This window comes from Paraburkholderia sp. (genome assembly GCF_047605525.1).
Classification (GTDB): Bacteria; Pseudomonadota; Gammaproteobacteria; order Burkholderiales; family Burkholderiaceae; genus Paraburkholderia.
In genome coordinates this window covers 1-20,821 of sequence record NZ_JASGFN010000046.1, presented here as the reverse complement: position 1 = coordinate 20,821, position 20,821 = coordinate 1, and the positions used below count along the sequence as shown (strand labels likewise).

The window sequence follows — 20,821 nt, the reverse complement described above, 5'->3', positions numbered from 1 at the left end:
CCGGTCAGTCCGGCTCAACTCCAGGCCCCCGCCAGTCGCAAGACTGGCGGGGGCTTTGTCATTGTTGCGATGCAAATCGCCACGCGAATTACCCCTGGTTCATACCCAGGACTTTCATGCAGTTTTCTGACAAAAACCCATCTTTTGCTTTCGCCTATGTAAAATTCGCGCACACGCGCCGAGGACACCCGCAGGGGCAACCCGCGGGCCAGCCCGGCGTGTGCGCGATCAAGGCGGCGCCCCGACCGCCATCCTCGTTTCAGAAAAGGACAGACACCAGCATGAACGACCTGACCGGGCAATCCATCGTGGCGCCGGCCCACGACACACGGCGCCGCATCTTCGCGATCGTCGGCGCTTCATCGGGCAATCTCGTCGAATGGTTCGACTTCTATGTGTATTCGTTTACGGCGCTGTATTTCGCGCCGTCGTTCTTCCCGAGCGGCAACACGACGACGCAGTTGCTCAACACGGCCGGCGTGTTCGCCGCCGGCTTCCTGATGCGGCCGATCGGCGGCTGGTTCTTCGGCCGGCTGGCCGACAAGCGCGGCCGCCGCACCGCGATGATGGTGTCGGTGTTCATGATGTGCGGCGGCTCGCTGGTGATCGCGATGCTGCCCACGTATGCGCAGATCGGTGCGCTCGCGCCGGCGCTGCTGCTGCTCGCGCGGCTGCTGCAAGGGCTGTCGGTGGGCGGCGAATACGGCACCAGCGCGACCTATATGAGCGAGGTCGCGTTGAAGGGCCGGCGCGGCTTCTTCGCGTCGTTCCAGTACGTGACGCTGATCGGCGGCCAGTTGTGCGCGCTGCTCGTGCTCGTGGTCCTGCAACAGACGCTGTCGACCGAAGAGCTGAAGGCATGGGGCTGGCGCGTGCCGTTCGTGATCGGCGCGATTGCGGCATTGATCGCGCTGTATCTGCGTAAATCGCTCGACGAAACCACGACTGCCGCGACGCGTCAGCGCAAGGAAGCGGGCACGCTGCGCGGATTGTGGGAGCACAAGGCCGCGTTCATGACGGTGCTCGGCTTCACGGCCGGCGGCTCGCTGATCTTCTATACGTTCACGACGTATATGCAGAAGTATCTCGTCAACACGGCCGGCATGCATGCGAAGACCGCGAGCTCGGTGATGACCGCGGCGCTGTTCGTCTACATGCTGATGCAGCCGGCGTTCGGCGCGCTGTCGGACCGCATCGGCCGGCGCCGCTCGATGCTGTGCTTCGGCCTGTTCGCGACGATCGGCACGGTGCCGCTGCTGCATGCGCTGAAGGACGTGACCGATCCGTATGCGGCATTCGCGCTGGTCGTGCTGGCGCTCGCGATCGTCAGCTTCTATACGTCTATCAGCGGTCTCATCAAGGCGGAAATGTTTCCGCCGCAAGTGCGCGCGCTTGGCGTGGGGCTCTCGTATGCGGTGGCGAATGCGATCTTCGGCGGTTCGGCGGAATACGTCGCGCTGTGGCTCAAGTCGGCCGGCGTCGAGTCGATGTTCTTCTGGTATGTAACGGCGATGTGCGCGATCGCGGGCCTCGTGTCGTTGCGGATGCGCGATCCGTCGACCGAGGGATATCTGCGGCACGAGCCGTGAGGGGCTAGCGCGGTGGGCATGAGCGCGCCACGGGAAGAACGTGCCGCGCTCAACTCACGACGATCCGCGTACCCCATGCATGCAACAGATCACGCAGTGTCTCGGCCTGTTCCATCTTCGCGCCGCTGCGCAGATGAATCTGCACTGCGCGGCCCGCGATGCCGTCGATCGGTTGCGCGAGCCACAATTCCACCGCGAGCCCGAGTCCTTCCGGCTGACTATCGACGATCGGCTCGATCACACGCGGTCTGAAACACGCATTGTCTGACATGGCGAACTACCTCTGTTGCGATGACGGGTCGTGTTCATCGTAATCAGCGGCGCACGCGCGACCAAGTAACGAATATGCGTTTGCTAAGCAGGAAATGCTTAGCAGAAAACCGCTTTAACAATGCGGATGGATGCGCGTCCGAGTTTCACGTCATCCGCGCACTCCCGTTCACACGGGCTCGGACCGATCGCTCACCAGCTCGCCGACGAACTCCTTGACCGCCGCGGCCTGGTCCGCCGCAACCGCCGGCGCGGCCGTCACCGCGGCGACCGCGGCCGCCGCCGCGCCGGTCGCCGCGCTGGCCACCGGGCCGCCATCGCGCAGCGCCGCGCGCGCAAGCATCAATAGATGGTAGTAAAGCCGCGCGCTGAAGCCATAGTTGTACGCGAACAGATGCGTGAGCGCGACCCGCAATCCCGCGCGTGGTTGCCGGTTTTTCGCGTGAATCGACACGACGATCGGCACGAGGCGGCGCAATGCGAGCTTGCGCGACGGCTCCAGTCGCGCCGGCAGATCCAGCGATTTCACGAACCCGTATGCGCTGAGCGGCGCGGCCGAGGTCGTGCCGCGCGTGCTGTGCGAAATCGACGTCGCTGTCTTGCGGTACACCGACACATAGTCGTGCAGGTAGAACACCTCGCGCGCGGCGAGGCACAGCTCGGTGCCGAACACGAAATCGCAGCACATGCCGTACTGTTCCTTGTAGCCGATGCGCTTGACGAGCCGCGCGTCGGCCATCCAGCCGTTGTTCGGAAACATCTGGATCAGGCCGGTGCGACCCGCGAGCGGCTGCACGCCCTCGACCTCCCGCGTGCGGCGGAAGTCCGCGTTGAGCCGCACGCTGGCGTCGAAGTCGATCACGCCGTCGTGATCCGCTTCGTACTGGTCGCCGAACGCGGCGTCGAGTTGCGGATGCCGCACCCACAGCGACACGAGCTTTTCGACGGCATCGGTCGTGAGCAGATCGTCGTCGTGGATCAACAGAATCCTGTCGCCGCTCGCCCGCTCGAACAGGCTCGCGACATTGCGCGCCTGGCCGAGCGGCGGCTCGTTCTTCGCATAGCGCACGCGTGGCTCGTCGCCGTAGTGCTGCGCGATCAACTGCTGCGTGCGCGCATCCGTCGAATCGTCGCCGATCACGATTTCCAGGTTGCGGTGGCGCTGCGCGAGACAGGAATCGATGCACTGCGCGAGCAGATCGGGACGGTTGCAGGTGGGCAGGCAGATCGACACCCGTGCCGCGGACGCGGGAAGGGGCGAAGAAGCAGCGGGGGAGCTTGACGGATTGGACATGGGCGTCGCCTTTTATCGATCAGGAAGCGGCAGCCGGTTCGCTGGGCGCACACCTTGCCGCAAGCAGCAAAATAGTCCAATGCGCCGAAAAAATATTCGGTAAAAATGTGGAAGAAATGTTTGCTTACAGAAAGGCGGTGTAAGCGGAAGATTTATGCGGCCAGGCTGCGCATCGCAGCAAAGCCGCTTGCAGGCCGGGTTTTATTTTTTTCAACTGACCGACGGCTCGCCCTCGCCGGGTTTTTTGCCCGGACGGTCCGCGGGCGATTGCTGGCGGCTTTCGTCGCCGCGTTCGGGCATCTTGCTGCGGGCGTCATCGCTGTGCGCGGCGTGGTGCGGGTGAGCGAAGTCCTCGGGCTGAGTGTCCGCTTTGCTTTCCGATTTATTTTCGGCCGCGTTTTTTGTTTCGCCCTTGGCTTTTTCCGTGGTTTTGTTCATGGCTGCTCTCCTGGAAGGAAGACAACCGTGGGGCAGCAAGGCATGGGCCTGACCGGCGCGGCCGGATGGCGAGGTTACGCGGCCGCTTCGCGCGGGGCGACGCCCGTCAGCGACACGATGAAATCGAGAAACGCCCGTACCTTGGCCGGATGACGCCGCGACGGATACAGCGCATACAGCGGATAAACCTGGTCGCCCCAATCCGGAAACAGCTCGACGAGCTTGCCGCTCGCGAGCAGCGGTTGCGCGCCGAGCGCCAGAATCTGCGCGATGCCCTGACCGGCGATGCAAACGCTATGCAGCGTGCCGACATCGTTGACGATCAGGCGTCCTTGCGGCGCGATCGCGAGTTTCTTGCGGCCGCGCTGAAATTCCCAGCCGAACGGATAGCCGCTGATCGGATCGCGAAACTTGATGCACACATGCTGGCCGTTTTCGAGCTCGGCCGGATTCGCCGGCTGCCGATGCTTCTTCAGATACGACGGCGAGGCCACGGTCAGCACGCGCGTATCGAGCAGCTTGCGGGCCACGAGTGACGACACGGGCGGTTCGCCGAAACGGATCGCGACATCGAAACCGTCCGCGATCATATCGCCTAGCTGATCGCGCGTGATCAGCTCGAGCTGCAGATCCGGATGTTTGTCGATGAAAGCGCCGAGGCGCGGCCCCAGCAAGAGCCGCGAAAAGAACGGATCCATATTGACGCGCAGACGTCCGCGCACCGCGCTCGCGCCTCGCGCCGCGGAGGCCGCCGCTTCCTCGAGTCCACCGAGCAGCGGCACGATCTGCTCATAGAAGTGCCGGCCTTCGTCGGTCAGCGTGACCGAGCGCGTGGTGCGGTCGAACAGGCGAATGCCGAGGCGCGCTTCGAGCCGGGCCACCGAACGGCTTACGCCCGACTGCGACATATCGAGCGCAACGCCGGCGGCCGCGAAACTGCCGCAATCGACGATCGCCGTCAGCACGCCCATGCCGTTCAGCATGCGCTCGTCAAATGGCATCTGGGGTTCCCTGACTGGTAGCCGTTAATGCCCGACATGCTAACGCGAAAGTCTGTTTGAATTCGAGCGCGATACGGTGCGATTAATAAAGAGATGACATCACGTATCGATCGTCATGCCATCGTGTCGAACATTCGCAGCGCCAGACCCCACGCGCGCCACGCGTCAACGTCCCGCGCCTTGCACGGCCTGACCGCGAATCACGCGCGTACCCGACGGATCGTCGAGATGGCGGAAGATCCACGCGGACACGAGCGTGATCACGCCGACGCAGACGAACGCGAGGCGAAAGCCGAGCGCCGCCGAACCCCACTGCGCGGAGAACAGATTCACGAGGCCGCCGCCGATCGATACGCCCAGACCGATCGCGAGCATCTGCACCATCGAGAACAGGCTGTTGCCGCTGCCCGCGTCTTCGTGCGAGAGGTCCTTCAGCGTGACGCTGTTCATCGCCGCGAACTGCATCGAGTTGGCCGCGCCGAACACCGCGAGGATCGCGATCTCGACGATGAGCGGCGTGCCGTGCGAAATCAGCGAGAACGCGACGATCGCCGAGCCGACGATGATCGTATTGACGAGCAGGAACGTCTCATAGCCGAAACGGCGCACGAGCGGCGCGATCCAGCGTTTCGCGAGCGTGCCGGCGACCGCCGCGGGTAGCATCATCAGACCGGAGTGCAGCGGCGAATAGCCGAGCTGCAATTGCAGCAGCAGCGGCACGAGAAACGGCACCGCGCTCGAGCCGACGCGGCATACGAGGTTGCCGATCAGGCCCACGCTGAAATTCGGCTCGCCGAATAGCGACAGTCTGAAGAGCGGGTCGCGCCGGCTTTTCGCGTACGGAATATAGGCCAGCGCGCTCGCGACGGCCAGCGCGAACAGCCCCGCCGACCAGGCGGCGCGATGCGAGGCGACCGGCGTGTCGATCGCGAGCGAAAACGCGATCATGCACAGCGACAGCAGTCCGCAGCCGACGAAATCGAACGGCGGCGCCTGGGTTTCGTCATGCGACGGCAGAAAGCGGTGCACCGCATACAGGCCGACCACGCCGATCGGCACGTTGATCAGGAAGATCCAGTGCCATGTGATCGCCTGCACGAACCAGCCGCCGAGCGTCGGCCCGGCAATCGGGCCGAGCTGGCCCGCAATCGACGTGAACGCGAGCGCCGCCACGTACTGCTCGCCCGACACGCTGCGCAGCACCGCGAGCCGTCCGATCGGCAGCAGCATCGAGCCGCCGAGCCCTTGCAGCACGCGCGCGAGCACCAGTTCGCCGAGCGTATGCGCGCTCGCGCAGCAGATCGAGCCGAGCACGAACACGAGGATGGCCGCGAAGTAGACGCGGCGCGTGCCGAAGCGGTCGGCGAGCCAGCCGGAGGCGGGGGTGAGCATCGCCATCGTCAGCGTGTACGCGACGACGATCGGCTGCATCGCGAGCGGCGCGACGTGCAGGCTATGGGCGATCGACGGAAGGGCGGTGTTGACGATCGTCGTGTCGAGCGACTGCATGAAGAAGCCGGAAGCGACGATCCAGAGCAGGGCGGAGTGGGTGGAATCCTTGGTCATTTTTTCAACAGCGGGCGCGCTGGCCAGGGCGGCAGCCGTGGCGGCATGAGCGCCGCCCACGGGGGACAAGCGGGAATTGCGTCATCTTATTGACATCGTCGTCAATCGGGAACCCCACTAGGGTCACTGACTGTTATCGACATTGCCGATAGGCAGCGCGACAATGGCGCATGCTCAATCCAATCTGGCTCAAGACCTTCTCGACCGTCGCCGCCTGCCATAGCTTCACCGAGGCAGGGCGGCGGCTCGATCTGACGCAGTCGAGCGTCAGCGAGCATATCCGGCGTCTCGAACAGAGCGTGGGCCGGCGTCTGTTCGTGCGCGACACCCATTCGCTCGCGATGACGCCCGACGGCGAGGCGATGCTCGCGCATGCGAGCGTGATCCTGCAGGCGTTGTCGCGCGCGGAATCGCAGTTTCGCGCACCGCGCCTGAAAGGGCGCGTGCGGCTCGGTTCCTCGGACGACATCGCGCTCGGCCCGCTGCCGACCGTGCTGGCGGCGTTTCGCAACGCGCATCCGGACGTCGAGCTCGAAATCACGATCGGCATGACCGGCAAGCTCTACGAACTGCTCGACGCGGGCGCGATCGATCTGCTGGTCGGCAAGCGCCGGCTCGGCGACCGGCGCGGCGTGCCGCTTTTCACCGGGCGGCTCGAATGGCTCGCGCGCACCGGCACGCTCGTCGATCTGGGGCAGCCGCTGCCGTTGATCCTCGTCGCCGAGCCGAGCGTCACGCGCGCGGTCGTGCTCGACGCACTGGCCGAGGTGGGCGCGAGCTGGCAGATCGTGTGCACGAGCAGCAGCCACTCGGGCTGCGTCGCCGCGGCGCGCGGCGGGCTCGGCATTACGGTGCGTCCGCACTATCTGGCCGCGCGCGGGCTCGCGCCGCCGCTGAACGCGGCCGCGCTGCCGGCGCTGCCGTCGGTGGAATTCATCGCGCTAGCGGCGAAGCGCCTGAGCCGCCCGGCCGGCACGCTGCTGCAACTGCTGCACGACAGCGATCTGCGCGGCTCGTGGGTCGGCGAGTGACGGGAGGGACGGCGGCGTTGATCGCCGACACGAGCAGCGTCAGGTCGACCCGTTCCCCGTCGTTGAAATGCGGGCGCACCGCGTGCGCGCCGAGCATCCTTACCGCCGGCAATGGCATCGTTGCCGCGTGACGGTCGATTCGGTATGGTGGGTTATCCACCCTAGATCCAGCGTTCATCGCCGCTACCGGAGAACCCGCCCATGACGACCGCCGCCGACCACGCATCCGCTTCGTCACCAGCGCCGATCCGCACCGACGTGCTGATCGTCGGCGCCGGTCCCGTCGGCCTGTTCGCGGCGTTCGAGGCCGGCGTGATCGGCCTCACGTGCCAGATCGTCGACGTGCTCGGCAGGGTGGGCGGCCAGTGTATCGAGCTGTATCCCGACAAGCCGATCTACGACATTCCCGCGATTCCGTCGTGCACCGCGCGCGAACTGGTCGAGCGGCTGATGGCGCAGGTGAAGCCGTTCGACGTGCCGATCCATCTCGAACAGCGCGTCGAAACGCTCGAGCAGCGCGACGACGGCCGCTGGACCGTGCGCACGCAGCGCGGTCTCGTCTTCGACGTCGCGGCGATCCTGCTCGCGGCCGGTAACGGCGCGTTCGTGCCGCAAAAGCTGATGCTTCCCGAGGCCGTGCCGCTCGAGAAGCGTCACGTGCACTACAGCGTGCCGCGGCTCGCCGATTTCGCCGACCAGGTCGTGGTCGTCGCGGGCGGCGGCGATTCCGCGCTCGACTGGGCGCTCGCGTTGCGCAAGGTCGCGCGGCGCGTGACGCTGGTGCACCGGCGCGCGGGCTTCAGCGCGGCCGATTCGAGCGTCGAGCTGATGCGCCGCGCGGTCGAAGCGGGCGAGATGGACTTCATCGTCGGCGCAATCGCGGGCCTCGATGTCGAGGATGGAAAACTGAAATCGCTGACGCTGCGCCATATCGACGGCGAAACGCAGCTCGAGGCCGGGCATCTGATCGCGCTCTACGGACTCGTCGCCGATCTCGGTCCGATCGCGCAATGGGGGCTGACGATCCACGGCGGACGCATCGACGTCGATACGTCCAACTATGAGAGTTCGCGGCCGGGCATCTTCGCGGTCGGCGATATCGCGAATTATCCGAACAAGCAGAAGCTGATTCTGTCCGGTTTTCACGAGGCATCGCTCGCACTGCGCAAGGCGTACGCGTATGCGTATCCCGAGAAGAAACGGGTGCACGTCCATTCGAGCTACGACGCGAAGCTCGCGGAAAAGATCGGCGCAGCGGGGTGAGCGGTCCGGCGGCACAGAACAGCTGGCGCAGGGTAGCGCGGCCACCGGTCATGTTCTTACCCGTACGTGCCGCGCGCGGCAGGCACTATTTGCCGGCGGGCTGACTCGCCGCCGCCGCGGCGCTCGCGGCCTTGTCCTTCTTTTTCGCTTCATGGTGGCCGATTGCGCAGCCCGCGGCCGCGCCCGCCACCCCGTGATGCCCGGCGACGTGGCCGGTCACGCCGCCCACCACCGCGCCCTTGGTACAGCCTTCCGCGTAAGCGGCGTGATGAGCGAGGCCCAGCGCCGCGGCAACGGCGAAGGTGGCGGCAAAGTTTCTGGCGCGGCGCGTACATGCGTATTGCGATCGAGTGTTTTGCAATTCAGGCTCCCTGTCCGGATGAGGTGTTGCAACGCGCAGCCGAAGCCGCGACGGCTGCGAGGCTGCCGTAAATACGCTCTAGCAAATGCAGGGCCCGGCGTTTAAGCTTTGCGTTTCATAAACCCGACAGCGACCCGACAGCGCCATGCGGGCCATACGAAACGTCCGTGCGGCGCGGCGAGCGCGTCCGGGCGAATCCAATCATCGCGTGCAGACCGTGCAACCCCGGACAAGCCCGGCCACCCCACCGGCCAACTCATCACGCGACAGAACCCAGCGCCGCTCAGGCCCGGCGTTTGCTTCAGACGAAAATTCTTCTACGTGCATGCCATGACCCAGCTCGACGCCCCTTCTTCCCGCGAAAACGGCGAACCCGCCCGAGTGCAGGCCGAGGCCGCGGCGACACTGCCTGTCAGCATCGATTACTCGTCGCTCGTGCAGGCCATCGAGGACTACGCGATCTTCCTGCTCGACGCGAGCGGACACATCGTGAGCTGGAATGCCGGTGCGCAGAAGCTGAAGGGCTACACCGAACGGGAGATCGTCGGTCAGCATTTCTCGCGCTTCTATACCGAAGAAGCCGTCGCGCGCGGCTGGCCCACCTACGAGCTGGAACAGGCCGCGCTGACCGGCCGCTTCGAGGACGAAGGCTGGCGCGTGCGCAAGGACGGCACGACGTTCTGGTCGAACGTCGTGATCACGGCGATCCGCGACGAGGCCGGCGAGGTCACGGGCTTCGCGAAGATCACGCGCGACCTGACCGCGCAGCGCGAATACCTCGAGGCGCTGCGGCAAAGCGAGGAGCGCTTCCGTTTGCTGGTCGACAGCGTCGAGGATTACGCGATCTTCATGCTCGATCCGCAAGGCTTCGTCGTGAGCTGGAATCTGGGCGCGGCGCGCATCAAGGGCTATACGCACGACGAAATCGTCGGCCAGCATTTCTCGGTGTTCTACGTGCCGGAAGAGGCCGCGGCCGGCAAGCCGGCGCGCGAGCTGGCGATCGCCCGGCAGATCGGCACTGTCGAGGACGAAGGCTGGCGCGTGCGCAAGGACGGCACGACCTTCTGGGCCAATGTGATCATCACCGCCGTCTACGACGAAACGCGGCGGCTGCGCGGCTTCGCGAAGGTCACGCGCGATCTGACCGAGCGGCGCCGGCGCGAAGAGCTCGAGCGCTCCGGCGAGCGCATGCGCGAATTTCTCGCGACGCTCGCGCACGAACTGCGCAATCCGCTCGCGCCGGTGCGCAACGCGGTCGGCATGATGCAGATGGAAACCGGGCTGAGCCCGGTGCTGACCCATGCGCGCGATCTGATCGATCGCCAGGTCACGCACCTCACGCGGCTCGTCGACGATCTGCTCGATATCGGCCGCATCATGTCCGACAAGGTCGAGCTGCGCATCGCGCGTGTCGATCTCGCCGAGCTCGTCGCGCGCGCGATCGAGGCGGCGCGGCCGTTTACCGATGCGCGCAATCAGTACATCGTCGCGCACGTGCCCGACGAACCGGTGATCATTCGCGGCGACATGACGCGGCTCGTGCAGGTGCTGCAGAACCTGCTGCACAACGCGTCGAAATTTTCGCCGAACGGCGGCACCATCGACGTGCTGGGCCGCGTCGACTTCCGCATGGCCGTGCTCGAAGTTCGCGACGCGGGCTGCGGCATTCCGGTGCGCTCGCTCGACAAGATCTTCGAGCTGTTCGCGCAGGAAAAGGACAACCAGGGTCTGGGTGAAGGCGGCCTCGGCATCGGCCTCACGCTGTGCAAGTCGCTCGTCGAGATGCATGGCGGCAGCATCGTCGCGAGCAGCGAAGGGCTGGGACTCGGCAGCACGTTCACACTGAGTCTGCCGCTCGCGCCCGCGCGGACCGAAGCCCCAGAAGCCGCCCCGAGCGTGGCCGCGCCCGAGGTCCAGCCGCTGCGGGTGCTGCTCGTCGACGACAATCACGATTCGGCCGACAGCCTCGCGATGCTGCTCGAACTGAAGGGCCACGAGGTGCGCATTGCGTACGGGGGCGAGCAGGCACTGCAGATCGCGCCGCGCTTCGCGCCGCATCTCGCGCTGATCGATATCGCGATGCCGAAGATGGACGGCTACGCGACGCTCGCGCGGATGCGCGCGATGCCCGAGCTGGCCCGCACGATGTACGCGGCGATGACCGGCTTCGGTCATGCCAGCGATCTCGATCGCACGCGCGAGGCGGGCTTCCATGCGCATCTGGTGAAGCCGGTGGAGATGGCGGTGCTCGATACGCTGCTGGCGCAGGCCGATGGGCGCCTGAGCGGGGGCGGGGAGCGTTAGAGGCGCTCACCTCACGCGCGAAACACGTACGGACGCGAACTGGCCGCCGGGCTTGTTCTATTGACATTGACTGCGCGAGTTCGCGCGCATCTTCCTTTCGCTGTTTTCCTCGCCTGGATCGACGTGACGCGGCACGTCGCTTGCTGGGGCTTCCGCATACGTTCATGTCCGCCTCGAATCCGTGGGCCGCGGACCGAACCGTTGCAGGGAGGCACGATGCTCGAGACGCACGACCATGCGGCCCGCTTCAAGGCGCGGCAGTCACGACACCAGCGGCACGAAAGCGAAGACCGCGCGCCGCGCTCGACGCAAACCGCCGCGCCGCTCGACGCGTTTCTGCGCGACGCGCGTTTCGATCCGGACGATCCGGCCGCGCTGGGCGACATGCTCGGCGCGCTGATCGCGCGCGGCTACGATCGCGCGCCGTGGCTGCCGTTGCCGGCGCGGGGCGACACGCTGGTCCGCTGGCGCGCGCTCGCGGACGTGGCCGCGTGCGACCTCGGTCTCGTCAAACTGTTCGAAGGCCACACCGACGCGCTCGCGATCCTCGCCGAACTCGATGGCCCGCCGCCGCCCGAAGCGAGCCGCTGGGGCGTGTGGGCCGCCGAGGCGCCGGACGCGTGCGTCCGGGCGGCCGACGCCGGCGTTCGACGCAGCGGCGACGCCGCCGCGCAGCTCCGGCTTACCGGCACCAAAGCGTGGTGCTCCGGCGCCCGGGCGCTCAGCCATGCGCTCGTCACCGCGTGGCTCGACGACGAACCCGTGCTCGCGGCCGTCGCGCTTAACCAGGCTTCGATCTCGATCGATACGTCGAAGTGGCAGGCCGTCGGCATGCAGGCGACCGCGAGCGCCGACGTGACGTTCGACGCCACCCCGGCGACGCTCGTCGGCGCGCCGCATGCGTATGTGCGACGCCCGGGCTTCTGGCAGGGCGGCGCCGGCATTGCCGCGTGCTGGTACGGGGCCGCCGCGCGCATCGGCCGAACCTTGCGCGACGCGTGCGCGCGGCGCGCCGACGCGCATCGGCTCGCGCATCTCGGCGCGACCGACGTCGCGCTGGAGGCCGCGGCAGCCGTGCTGCGCGAAACCGCCGCGTGGATCGACGCGTATCCGTCGGTCGATGCACAAGTCGTCGCATTGCGCGCGCGCCTCGTGGTCGAGACGGCCGCGAGCACCGTGATCGAGCACGCGACGCGCGCGCTCGGCGCGGGCCCGCTGTGCCGCGACGCGCGCTTTGCGCGTGCGCTCGCGGACCTGCCGGTGTTTCTGCGGCAAAGCCACGCGGAACGCGATCTCGCCGCGCTCGGCGAGCGGCTGGCCGCGGACGCCGGCGGCGTCAGCGCGCCCGCCGGATCGTCGGCCGGGGCGCGCTGGACGCTCTGACGTCCGCCACACGCATCACCTGCATCACACGCATTCGCGAAAGGATCGCCGAGATGAACTCGACAGCGCCGTACTTCGATGAACTCTACCGCCGCAGCGACGATCCGTGGCGCCTGCGCGAAGGCTGGTACGAACGCCGCAAGCGCTCGTTGACGCTCGCGTTGCTGCCGCGCCCGCGGTATCGCAACGTGTTCGAGCCGGGTTGCGCGAACGGCGAGCTGACTGTCGAGCTCGCGAAGCGCTGCGATGCGCTGCTCGCAGCCGATCTGCACGAGCGGGCCGTGACGCTCGCGCGCGCACGGGTGGCCGGCGCATCGTCCGGCTCGCCGGGGTCACCGTCCCACGTGCGGGTCGAACGGCGCACGGTGCCGCGCGAATGGCCGGGCGAGGCGGGACCGTTCGATCTGATCGTCGTCAGCGAATTCGCGTACTACCTCGACGCGGCCGAACTCGAAACGCTGGCCGCGCGCATCGCCGCTTCGTTGACGACGGACGGTACGCTGCTCGCGTGTCATTGGCGCCGGCCGTTCGCCGAAGCGCTCGAATCCGCCGATCGCGCGCATGCGCTCTTCGATGCGCGCTGCGGTCTCGCGCGTCTCGCCCATCACGACGAAGCCGATCTGCTGATCGACGTGTGGTCGCGCGACGCGCGCTCGGTCGCGCAACGCGAGGGGCTTCTATGATCGGCGTGATCGTTCCCGCGCACAACGAAGAGGCGTTGATCGCGCGTTGCCTCGCGGCGCTGCTCGAAGCCTCGCGGCACGAAGAACTCTCGGGAGAAGCGGTGCGGATCGTCGTCGCGCTCGATGCGTGCAGCGATTTTTCCGGCGCGATCGCGCGGGCTTACGGCGTGCAGACGTTGACGCTGAAAGCGCGCAATGTCGGCATCGCGCGCGCGCTCGGCGCGGCGTTGCTGCTCGCGCAAGGCGCGCGCTGGCTGGCGTTTACCGATGCCGACAGCCGCGTGGCGCCCGGCTGGCTCGCCGCGCAGCTCGCGCTCGGCGCGGATGCGGTATGCGGCTCGATCGCCGTCGACGACTGGAGCGCGCATCCGCACAGCGTGCGCGAATATTTCCGCAAGACTTATATGGACGCCGACGGTCATCGGCATGTGCATGGCGCGAATCTCGGCGTGTCGGCGGATGCGTACCGGCGCGCGGGCGGCTTTCCGCCGCTCCGGTGCAGCGAGGACGTCGCGCTCGTCGACCGGCTGATCGCGGTGGGCGCGCGCATCGCATGGAGCGCCGCGCCACGCGTGATCACGAGTGCGCGCACGGCCGCCCGCGCGCGCGGCGGTTTCGGCGACACGCTCGTCGCGTGGTCGGCCGCCTGACGCGAATATCCGGTTTGCCGCCGCGCGTCGCGCAAGCGTTGCCGCTGCGGTGCCGATGCGATGCCGTGAACCAACGGCGCGACATCGGCACGGCAACCAGCCGCGAGGAGGGCAAGCATGATGGACGCGATCTTCGTTCTGTTCGGCGACAGCCGGAATCTCGACCCGCTGCAGATGGGCCTGCGCTCGATCGTCGTATTCGTGATCGCGCTCGCGCTGATCCGCGTGTCGGGGCGGCGCTCGTTCGGACAGCGCTCGCCGTTCGATTCGGTCGTGGTGATCCTGCTCGGCGCGACGCTGAGCCGGGCGATCGTCGGCGCGTCGCCGTTCGTCGCGACCGTGGTCGCATCGTTCGTGATCGTCGCGTGTCACCGGATGCTCGCGTGGGCATGCATGCGATCGCGCCGCTTCGAACGGCTGGTGGGCGGCGTCGAGCGCGAGGTGTTCAGCAACGGCGCGTTCAATACGCGTGAAATGCATGCGGCGCTCGTGACGCGCACCGAAATCGAGGAAACGGTGCGGCAGAAAACCGGCTCACGCTCGCTGGACGACGTGGCCGCGGCGATTCTCGAACGCAACGGCGAGGTGAGCGTGATCCGCAAGCGCGACGCCTGAGTGCGCGAACGGCAGGGCGGCCGGAACGGTCGACAGCGGCGCACGCCGCTCAGCCGCGCCCACCCCGCGAGATTTCCTCGCCCGCGCTGCGCGGCAGGCGCAGCGTGACCGGAATCGACGCGAACGAGCACAGCCCGACCACCAGAAACGCAGGCCAGAAATCCGACCAGATGACGTTCGGATGCCCGTTCAGCACGCGGGAAATCTGCAGCACGATACCGCCGAGCGTCACGCCGAGACCGAGCGACATCTGCTGCACGACACTGCCGAGACTCGTCGCGCGGCCGACGTCGCGGCTCGCGATCTCCGCGTAGGTCAGCGAATTCAGGCTCGTGAACTGCAGCGCGGGGAAGAAGCCGCCGAGCAGCACGACGACCCAGATGATCCACGTCGGCGTGTGCGGGAAGAAGAGCCCGCAGGCGGCAATCGCAATCCCGGACAGCGCCGCGTTGACCACCAGCACCGAACGGAAGCCGAAGCGGCGCAGCACCCGCGAGGCGATCGCGCGCATGAACATGCCGCCGAACGCGGACGCGCAGGTAATCAGCCCCGACTGGAACGCGCTCATGCCGTGGCCTTCCTGCAGCATCAGCGGCAGCAGGAACGGCAGGGCGCCCAGTCCGATGCGAAACAGCGAGCCGCCGAGCACGCTCGCCTGGAAGGTCGGCACCTTGAAAAAGCGCAGATCGAGCAGCGGCAGCGCGACGCGCTGCGCGTACGCGACATAGATAGCGAGCATTACCGCGCCGAGCGCGCACATGCCGAACGCGTCGAGGTTCGGCATCAGCTCGCCGCCCACCAGCGACAACCCGAGCAGAAGCAGCACCGCGCCCGTCGTGGACAGCAGGAAGCCGATCCAGTCGAGCGGACCGGGGTCGGGTTCACGCGTGTTGGCGATGTAGCGATTGGCCAGATAGATGCCGAGAATGCCGATCGGCACGTTGATGAAGAAAATCAGCCGCCAGTGCAGATAGGTGGTGATGAAGCCGCCGAGCAGCGGGCCGGCCGCGGGGCCGAGCATGGCGGGCACGCTCAGATAGTTCATCGCGCGGATGAAATCGGCCTTTTCGACGACCCGGAAAATGATGATCCGCCCGACCGGTACCATCATCGCGCCGCCGACGCCCTGCACGAAGCGCGCAAGCGTGAAGGTGGCGAGCGAATTCGATGCGGCGCACAACAGCGAGCCCGTCACGAAGATGCCGATCGCCGTGCGAAACACCGTGCGCGCACCGAACTTGTCGGCGAGCCACCCGCACACGGGGATGAACACGCCGAGCCCGAGCACATAGCTCGTCACCGCGATTTTCAGCGTGACCGGATCGCGCCCGAAGTCGCGCGCCATCGCCGGCAGCGCGGTGACGATTACGTTCGCGTCGACGCTTTCCATGAACATCGCGCACGCGACGATAAGGGGCGCAATCAGAGCTTTCTGGGCGACGGTCATGACGGCAGGGCTGCGACGATGCGTCGCACGCAAAGGGGTGATTATTGCACCTGTACGGTGCGGATTGCTAATAACGGGGCTGTCCGATATCGCCCTTTTACCATTTTTGAGTTTGACGGACGTGTGGCGCGCGACGGTGCAGAAATTTTTATTTTTTGTTGCAGTGCGCCATAAGAAGACTATAATCGGGTAATTGCTTAGGTATAAACCCTAGTATCCGACACAAGGAACCCGTCATGAACACCGCCTCGAACGCCGTCCGTTCCCTTCCCGCCACTACCACGCTGTTCGGCAAGCTGCGCGCGCTGGCGCTGCATGCGCTGAACCTGCACCTGCAGAACTGCGCCATGATCGCCGAAGCGTATCGCCGCCCGCAGTAACAGGTACAGGTCAGGGGCCGCAAAGGCCCCGACCGTCACGTACGTGCCCGCTCGAGTAGCGGGCATTTTGTTTTCCGGCCTCATCAGCGGCTAAAAATCCCGGGCCGCGAGCGGCACCCGACGCCTTACGATCCCATCCCCTTTCTGGCTTGCAGCGCAACTGAACCGACAGCGAAATCACTTCGACTGTCAACCTTTTGCACGCTTTGCCGTTATCACTTTGTAATCGTCGAGACAGGCGATACCGCGCGCGACGGCCCGTCGCCGCGACCGCTCCCGCAAGGCCCGCATTGACCATGTTTCATCGACTTCAACACAGCTTCGGGCGCCTCGGCGCGATGCTCAGCCGGGCATCGAAAGCGCCCGGCAGCCGGGGACTTCTGTCGCCCGTGCTCGCGCTCGTCATTTGCGGGCTGCTGCTGGTCGTGCTGCAGCATCTATCGGAGGCGGTCGACTACCGCTCGGTGATACGCGAGTTGCGCAACCTGTCGGCGCGCGAGTGGATCGGCGCGCTCGGCGCGACCGCGCTCAGCTACGTGGCGCTGGTCGGGCGCGACGCGGTCGGCCTGCGCTATCTCGGCGCGAGCGTGCCGCGTGCCGCGCTGTGGATCGGCGCGACCGCGGGCTCCGCGCTCGGCAATGCGACCGGTTTCGGCGCGCTGACGGGCGGGGCGGTGCGCGCGCGCGTCTACGGCGTCGCGAACGTCACGCCCGCGCAGATCGGCCGCATGACGGTGTTCACGAGCGTGTCGCTGGCGCTCGCGCTGGTGCTGATGAGCGCGCTCGGCATGGTCTGCATGGCCGGCCAGCTCGCGCCGATGCTGCATCTGACGCCGCTCGCGCTGCGCTGGGGCGGCGCCGCGCTGCTGCTCGCGCTGGCGCTCGCGGCCGCCGCGTGCCGTGGCGAGACGCGGCCGGTCCGCACGCACTGGCATTGGCTGTCGTTCGATATTCCCGCGCGCCGCGATCTGTTCGCGCAGGTCGCGCTCGCGGTGCTCGACGTGATCGCCGCGGGTCTCGCGCTGTGGGCGCTCCTGCCGCACGCAAACGTGAGCTTCGTCGGCTTCATCACCGTCTACGCGGCCGCGCTGCTGCTCGGCCTGATCGGCCATACGCCCGGCGGCGTCGGCGTGTTCGAGGCGGCGATGGTGTTTACGCTGAGCGGCCACGTGCAGATGCGGCAGATGATCGCCGCGCTGCTCGCCTATCGCGCGATCTATTTCGGCCTGCCGCTGATCGTCTCGGCGGCGCTGCTCGCGGGCTTCGAGGGCCGCGCGCTGAAGAGCCGCCTGTCGCTGCTGCAGGCGCAGCGCGTGTCGGAGCTCGCGCCGCTGTTTCTGAGCCTCGTGACGTTCGTGGTGGGCGGCATGCTGGTGATTTCGAGCGCGACGCCGGCGTTCTGGCAGCGCATTCATATGCTGCGCGATCTCGTGCCGCTGTGGGTGCTCGAAAGCTCGCAGATGCTGTGCAGCGTGCTCGGCGTGCTGCTGCTGTTCGTCGCGCGCGGGCTGCTGCGGCGGCTCGACGCCGCATGGTGGATGACGCTCGCGCTCGCGGTGCTGAGCCTCGCGCTGTCGTTGACCAAAGGTCTCGCATTCGTCGAGGCGGGCGTGCTCGGCATGCTGATCGTGCTGCTGCTCGCGACGCGCAAGCGCTTCAACCGTCATTCGTCGCTGTTCGCCGAGCGCTTCACGGCGGGCTGGCTGGTGTCGGTCGCGATGGTGCTGATGCTCGCGACGTGGGTCATGCTGTTCGCGTTTCGCGACGTGCCGTACACGCGCGACCTGTGGTGGCAATTCGCATTCGACGAACGCGCGCCGCGCGCGCTGCGCGCGACGCTGGCCGCGAGCCTGTTCGCCGCGATCTTTTCGTTCTGGCAACTGCTGCGTCTCGCGCCGGGCCGCTTCGTCAAGCCGGCGCCCGAAGATCTGCGCGACGCCGCGCGCATCGTGCGCGCGCAGGAGCGCAGCGATGCCGGTCTCGCGCTGATGGGCGACAAGAGTTTCCTGTTTTCGGAATCGCGCGAGGCGTTCCTGATGTACGCGAAATACGGCCGTACGTGGGCCGCGTTGCACGATCCGGTGGGGCCTCGCGAAGAATGGGCCGGCCTGATCGGCAAGTTCGTCGCGCTCGCGCATCAGCACGGCGGCCGCGCCGCGTTCTATCAGGTGCGCGCGAACGCGCTGCCGCTGTATCTCGACGCCGGCCTCACGCTGATGAAACTCGGCGAGGAAGCGCACGTCGTGCTCGACGATTTCGATCTGAAGGGCTCGCATCGCGCGCATCTGCGCTATGCATTAAAGCGCGGCGAGCGTGACGGCTTCACGGTCGAGGTGATCGATCAGGCGAACGTGCCGGCCTTGCTCGAAACGCTGCGCGAGATCTCCGACGGCTGGCTCGACAGTCGCGACGCGCGCGAGAAGAGCTTCTCGGTCGCCGCGTTCCATGACGAATACCTTGCCGCGCAATCGGTGATGCTGGTGCGCCAGAACGGCGAGCCGGTCGCGTTCGTGACCTTCATGACGACCGATCTGAACACCGAGGCGACCGTCGGCGTGATGCGTCACGTCGAAAGCGCGTCGCCGTACGCGATGGAATATCTGTTCACGCAGCTCGCGCTGCATCTGAAACAGGCGGGCTTCCGCTCGCTGAGTCTCGGCATCGCGCCGCTGTCCGGCATGCAGCCGACCCCGCTCGCGTCGCGCTGGCATCGTGTTGCCGGCATCGTGTGGCGCTTCGGCGGCCGCTTCTATAACTTCCGCGGTCTGCGTGCTTTCAAGAGCAAGTTCCAGCCGCGCTGGGAGCCGCGCTATCTCGCGGCATCGGGTTCGGTGGGCGTGTTCTTCACGCTCGCGGACCTGTCGTTGCTGGCGGGAGGCCGGCGTTCATGACATTGCATCCGTTGTTCCGGCTCGCCGTCGCGGCGAGCGTTCTGACCTGTGGCGCGCTCGCGCACGCGGCGACTACCACCGTGCCCGGCGGCCGCTATGGCGACGTCACGGTCACGCAACCCGACGGACCGTTGCGCGGCTTCGTCGTGCTGTATTCGCAGGCGGGCGGCTGGAGCGCGGCCGATCAGCAGAGCGCCGATGCGCTTGCGAGGGCCGGCGCGATGACCGTCGGAGTAGACACCGCGCGTTACGCGCAGAACCTGAAAGCGAAACAGGAAACCTGCCATCAACTGGTGGGCGATGCCGAAGCGCTGAGCCACCAGCTCGAGCGGCAGTCGCAGTCGAGCCATTATTTCGCGCCGATCGTCGCGGGTACGGGGCAGGGCGCGACGCTCGCGATGCACGTGCTCGAACAGGCACCGTCGAATACGATTGCCGGCGCGGTATCCGTCGATGCCGAGCACACGCTCGACGCGCGCTTCCAGCCGTGCCCGCCGGATCCGACCGTGATCCGCGACAAGCTGCCGGGCTTCGTCGAGCAGGCGAGCACCGGCCATGCCGATCGCGCGCGCCTCGTCGCACTGGTCGCGCCGCATCTGCAATCGGTCTCGACGAGCGATGACGACGTGTCCGATCTGCCGCTGATCGAACTGCCGGCCGCGCATCCGAACGGCCTGATGGCGATCGTGATTTCCGGCGACGGTGGCTGGCGCGATCTCGACAAGACGATCGCCCAGGCGTTGCAGAAGGATGGCGTGTCGGTGATCGGCTGGGACAGCCTGCGCTATTTCTGGAGCGAGAAGCCGCCCGCGCAAACGAGCCGCGACCTCGCGCGCGTGATGCAAACCTACGGCGCGCGCTGGCACGCGCGGCACATCGCGCTGGTCGGCTATTCGTTCGGCGCCGACGTGATGCCGTTCGCGTACAACCGTCTGCCCGCGGAGCAGCGCGCGAAAGTGTCGCTGATTTCGCTGCTCGGTTTCGCGCCCGACGCCGATTTCCAGATTCGCGTCGGCGGCTGGCTCGGCCTGCCCGCGAGCGACAAGGCGCTGAACGTGAAGCCGGAGCTGGCGCATCTGCCGCCGTCGATCGTGCAATGCTTCTATGGCGAGAACGAGAAGGACACGCTGTGCCCGGCGCTCGACAAGACCGGCATCGCGGTGATTCGCACGTCGGGCGACCATCATTTCGGCGGCAACTACGATGCGCTCGAGCAGCGCATTCTGACCGCGTTCAGAAAGCAGAGCATCGAGCCTTAGCCGCAACGCCGTAACGCTAAACATGCAGGATTGACAAATTCCGCCAACTCGACGAAGATCGCCGCCATGAACTGCCTCGACATCCGTATTGCGCTGATTATTAGCATCATTCATCGAATGGTGGGTTAGCGCGCGTCGAATCGCAGTGACACATAAACCCGCCAGACGAGGCGGGTTTTTTTATGTCCGCTTTCTTGCCTGCCTCCTGGCGAACCCGCTGCCGATCGATATCGAGCGTGGTCGATTCGTTGTTGCACCGTATGTTGCCAACCAGGAGCTTGCCTTGCTGTTAACCGAACCCGAACAGGCCGCTGTGGCCGCTCAATGCGTTGCATCCTGCGACGACTACCTGAAAAAGACCCTGACCGCGCGCGTCTACGACGTGGCGCGCGAGAC

Annotated in this window: 19 protein-coding genes; 12 read left to right on the top strand and 7 right to left on the bottom strand. The window is 66.7% G+C overall.

The genetic code is table 11. The features are described 5' to 3' along the window. Positions 1-281 precede the first annotated feature (281 nt). A complete protein-coding gene (locus tag QM685_RS35610; protein WP_415124017.1) occupies positions 282-1,589 on the top strand; it encodes an MFS family transporter in 1,308 nt (435 codons plus the stop codon). 49 nt (positions 1,590-1,638) lie between these two features. On the opposite strand, the gene QM685_RS35605 is transcribed toward QM685_RS35610, so the two are convergent. The 5 genes from QM685_RS35605 to QM685_RS35585 form a co-directional block, all read right to left on the bottom strand. Further along, positions 1,639-1,860 (bottom strand): hypothetical protein, encoded by a 222-nt coding sequence (locus QM685_RS35605; protein ID WP_415124015.1) that lies wholly within the window; start codon positions 1,858-1,860, stop codon positions 1,639-1,641. Between the two features lie 168 nt (positions 1,861-2,028). Next, a complete protein-coding gene (locus QM685_RS35600; RefSeq protein WP_415124013.1) occupies positions 2,029-3,153 on the bottom strand; it encodes a glycosyltransferase family 2 protein in 1,125 nt (374 codons plus the stop codon). Positions 3,154-3,363: 210 nt separating this feature from the next. After that, positions 3,364-3,591, bottom strand: coding sequence for a hypothetical protein (locus QM685_RS35595; protein ID WP_415124011.1), 228 nt, complete (start codon positions 3,589-3,591; stop codon positions 3,364-3,366). A 74-nt stretch (positions 3,592-3,665) separates the two neighbouring features. After that, positions 3,666-4,592: a LysR family transcriptional regulator gene (locus QM685_RS35590; protein ID WP_415124009.1), complete on the bottom strand. Its 927-nt coding sequence runs from the start codon at positions 4,590-4,592 to the stop codon at positions 3,666-3,668. A 165-nt stretch (positions 4,593-4,757) separates the two neighbouring features. Next, positions 4,758-6,158, bottom strand: a complete 1,401-nt coding sequence (locus tag QM685_RS35585; protein ID WP_415124007.1) for a DHA2 family efflux MFS transporter permease subunit — start codon at positions 6,156-6,158, stop codon at positions 4,758-4,760. A 170-nt stretch (positions 6,159-6,328) separates the two neighbouring features. On the opposite strand from QM685_RS35585, the gene QM685_RS35580 reads away from it, so the two are divergent. Both QM685_RS35580 and QM685_RS35575 read left to right on the top strand, forming a co-directional pair. Continuing rightward, positions 6,329-7,189, top strand: a complete 861-nt coding sequence (locus QM685_RS35580) for a LysR family transcriptional regulator (RefSeq protein WP_415124005.1) — start codon at positions 6,329-6,331, stop codon at positions 7,187-7,189. 201 nt (positions 7,190-7,390) lie between these two features. Further along, on the top strand, positions 7,391-8,452 hold the full coding sequence (locus tag QM685_RS35575; protein WP_415124003.1) for an NAD(P)/FAD-dependent oxidoreductase: 1,062 nt from the start codon (positions 7,391-7,393) through the stop codon (positions 8,450-8,452). 85 nt (positions 8,453-8,537) lie between these two features. Here the strand turns inward: QM685_RS35575 and QM685_RS35570 are convergent, their stop codons facing one another. Beyond that, positions 8,538-8,735 carry a hypothetical protein gene (locus QM685_RS35570; RefSeq protein ID WP_415124027.1) on the bottom strand — a complete coding sequence of 66 codons (198 nt, stop codon included), beginning with the start codon at positions 8,733-8,735 and terminating at the stop codon, positions 8,538-8,540. Between the two features lie 408 nt (positions 8,736-9,143). On the opposite strand from QM685_RS35570, the gene QM685_RS35565 reads away from it, so the two are divergent. From QM685_RS35565 to QM685_RS35545, 5 genes are all read left to right on the top strand, one after another. Continuing rightward, positions 9,144-11,117 (top strand): PAS domain S-box protein, encoded by a 1,974-nt coding sequence (locus tag QM685_RS35565; protein ID WP_415124001.1) that lies wholly within the window; start codon positions 9,144-9,146, stop codon positions 11,115-11,117. 216 nt (positions 11,118-11,333) lie between these two features. Beyond that, complete coding sequence (locus tag QM685_RS35560; protein ID WP_415124000.1) at positions 11,334-12,500, top strand: acyl-CoA dehydrogenase; 1,167 nt, start codon at positions 11,334-11,336, stop codon at positions 12,498-12,500. A 53-nt stretch (positions 12,501-12,553) separates the two neighbouring features. After that, positions 12,554-13,183 carry a class I SAM-dependent methyltransferase gene (locus QM685_RS35555; RefSeq protein WP_415123998.1) on the top strand — a complete coding sequence of 210 codons (630 nt, stop codon included), beginning with the start codon at positions 12,554-12,556 and terminating at the stop codon, positions 13,181-13,183. Next, positions 13,180-13,833: a glycosyltransferase gene (locus tag QM685_RS35550; RefSeq protein ID WP_415123996.1), complete on the top strand. Its 654-nt coding sequence runs from the start codon at positions 13,180-13,182 to the stop codon at positions 13,831-13,833. Before QM685_RS35555 ends, QM685_RS35550 begins: the two co-directional genes overlap by 4 nt. Before the next feature lie 117 nt (positions 13,834-13,950). Beyond that, positions 13,951-14,448 carry a DUF421 domain-containing protein gene (locus QM685_RS35545; protein ID WP_415123994.1) on the top strand — a complete coding sequence of 166 codons (498 nt, stop codon included), beginning with the start codon at positions 13,951-13,953 and terminating at the stop codon, positions 14,446-14,448. A 49-nt stretch (positions 14,449-14,497) separates the two neighbouring features. Here the strand turns inward: QM685_RS35545 and QM685_RS35540 are convergent, their stop codons facing one another. Next, positions 14,498-15,895, bottom strand: a complete 1,398-nt coding sequence (locus tag QM685_RS35540; RefSeq protein ID WP_415123992.1) for an MFS transporter — start codon at positions 15,893-15,895, stop codon at positions 14,498-14,500. A gap of 236 nt (positions 15,896-16,131) precedes the next feature. Between QM685_RS35540 and QM685_RS35535 the strand changes: the two genes are divergently transcribed. From QM685_RS35535 to QM685_RS35520, 4 genes are all read left to right on the top strand, one after another. Next, positions 16,132-16,275: a hypothetical protein gene (locus QM685_RS35535; protein ID WP_415123990.1), complete on the top strand. Its 144-nt coding sequence runs from the start codon at positions 16,132-16,134 to the stop codon at positions 16,273-16,275. A gap of 296 nt (positions 16,276-16,571) precedes the next feature. Then, a complete protein-coding gene (gene mprF, locus QM685_RS35530; RefSeq protein ID WP_415123988.1) occupies positions 16,572-19,166 on the top strand; it encodes a bifunctional lysylphosphatidylglycerol flippase/synthetase MprF in 2,595 nt (864 codons plus the stop codon). Next, complete coding sequence (locus QM685_RS35525) at positions 19,163-20,425, top strand: virulence factor family protein (RefSeq protein WP_415123986.1); 1,263 nt, start codon at positions 19,163-19,165, stop codon at positions 20,423-20,425. The genes mprF and QM685_RS35525 overlap by 4 nt, the downstream gene beginning before the upstream one ends. Before the next feature lie 145 nt (positions 20,426-20,570). Next, a partial coding sequence (locus QM685_RS35520) for a hypothetical protein (RefSeq protein ID WP_415124029.1) occupies positions 20,571-20,821 on the top strand: 251 nt, incomplete at its 3' end.

Excerpts from the sequence above, each read along its gene's own strand:
- QM685_RS35610 (WP_415124017.1), top strand. The coding sequence starts at position 282 with ATGAACGACCTGACCGGGCAATCCATCGTGGCGCCGGCCCACGACACA.
- QM685_RS35605 (WP_415124015.1), bottom strand. The coding sequence starts at position 1,860 with ATGTCAGACAATGCGTGTTTCAGACCGCGTGTGATCGAGCCGATCGTC.
- QM685_RS35600 (WP_415124013.1), bottom strand. The coding sequence starts at position 3,153 with ATGTCCAATCCGTCAAGCTCCCCCGCTGCTTCTTCGCCCCTTCCCGCG.
- QM685_RS35595 (WP_415124011.1), bottom strand. The coding sequence starts at position 3,591 with ATGAACAAAACCACGGAAAAAGCCAAGGGCGAAACAAAAAACGCGGCC.
- QM685_RS35590 (WP_415124009.1), bottom strand. The coding sequence starts at position 4,592 with ATGCCATTTGACGAGCGCATGCTGAACGGCATGGGCGTGCTGACGGCG.
- QM685_RS35585 (WP_415124007.1), bottom strand. The coding sequence starts at position 6,158 with ATGACCAAGGATTCCACCCACTCCGCCCTGCTCTGGATCGTCGCTTCC.
- QM685_RS35580 (WP_415124005.1), top strand. The coding sequence starts at position 6,329 with ATGCTCAATCCAATCTGGCTCAAGACCTTCTCGACCGTCGCCGCCTGC.
- QM685_RS35575 (WP_415124003.1), top strand. The coding sequence starts at position 7,391 with ATGACGACCGCCGCCGACCACGCATCCGCTTCGTCACCAGCGCCGATC.
- QM685_RS35565 (WP_415124001.1), top strand. The coding sequence starts at position 9,144 with ATGACCCAGCTCGACGCCCCTTCTTCCCGCGAAAACGGCGAACCCGCC.
- QM685_RS35560 (WP_415124000.1), top strand. The coding sequence starts at position 11,334 with ATGCTCGAGACGCACGACCATGCGGCCCGCTTCAAGGCGCGGCAGTCA.
- QM685_RS35555 (WP_415123998.1), top strand. The coding sequence starts at position 12,554 with ATGAACTCGACAGCGCCGTACTTCGATGAACTCTACCGCCGCAGCGAC.
- QM685_RS35550 (WP_415123996.1), top strand. The coding sequence starts at position 13,180 with ATGATCGGCGTGATCGTTCCCGCGCACAACGAAGAGGCGTTGATCGCG.
- QM685_RS35545 (WP_415123994.1), top strand. The coding sequence starts at position 13,951 with ATGATGGACGCGATCTTCGTTCTGTTCGGCGACAGCCGGAATCTCGAC.
- QM685_RS35540 (WP_415123992.1), bottom strand. The coding sequence starts at position 15,895 with ATGACCGTCGCCCAGAAAGCTCTGATTGCGCCCCTTATCGTCGCGTGC.
- QM685_RS35535 (WP_415123990.1), top strand. The coding sequence starts at position 16,132 with ATGAACACCGCCTCGAACGCCGTCCGTTCCCTTCCCGCCACTACCACG.
- mprF (WP_415123988.1), top strand. The coding sequence starts at position 16,572 with ATGTTTCATCGACTTCAACACAGCTTCGGGCGCCTCGGCGCGATGCTC.
- QM685_RS35525 (WP_415123986.1), top strand. The coding sequence starts at position 19,163 with ATGACATTGCATCCGTTGTTCCGGCTCGCCGTCGCGGCGAGCGTTCTG.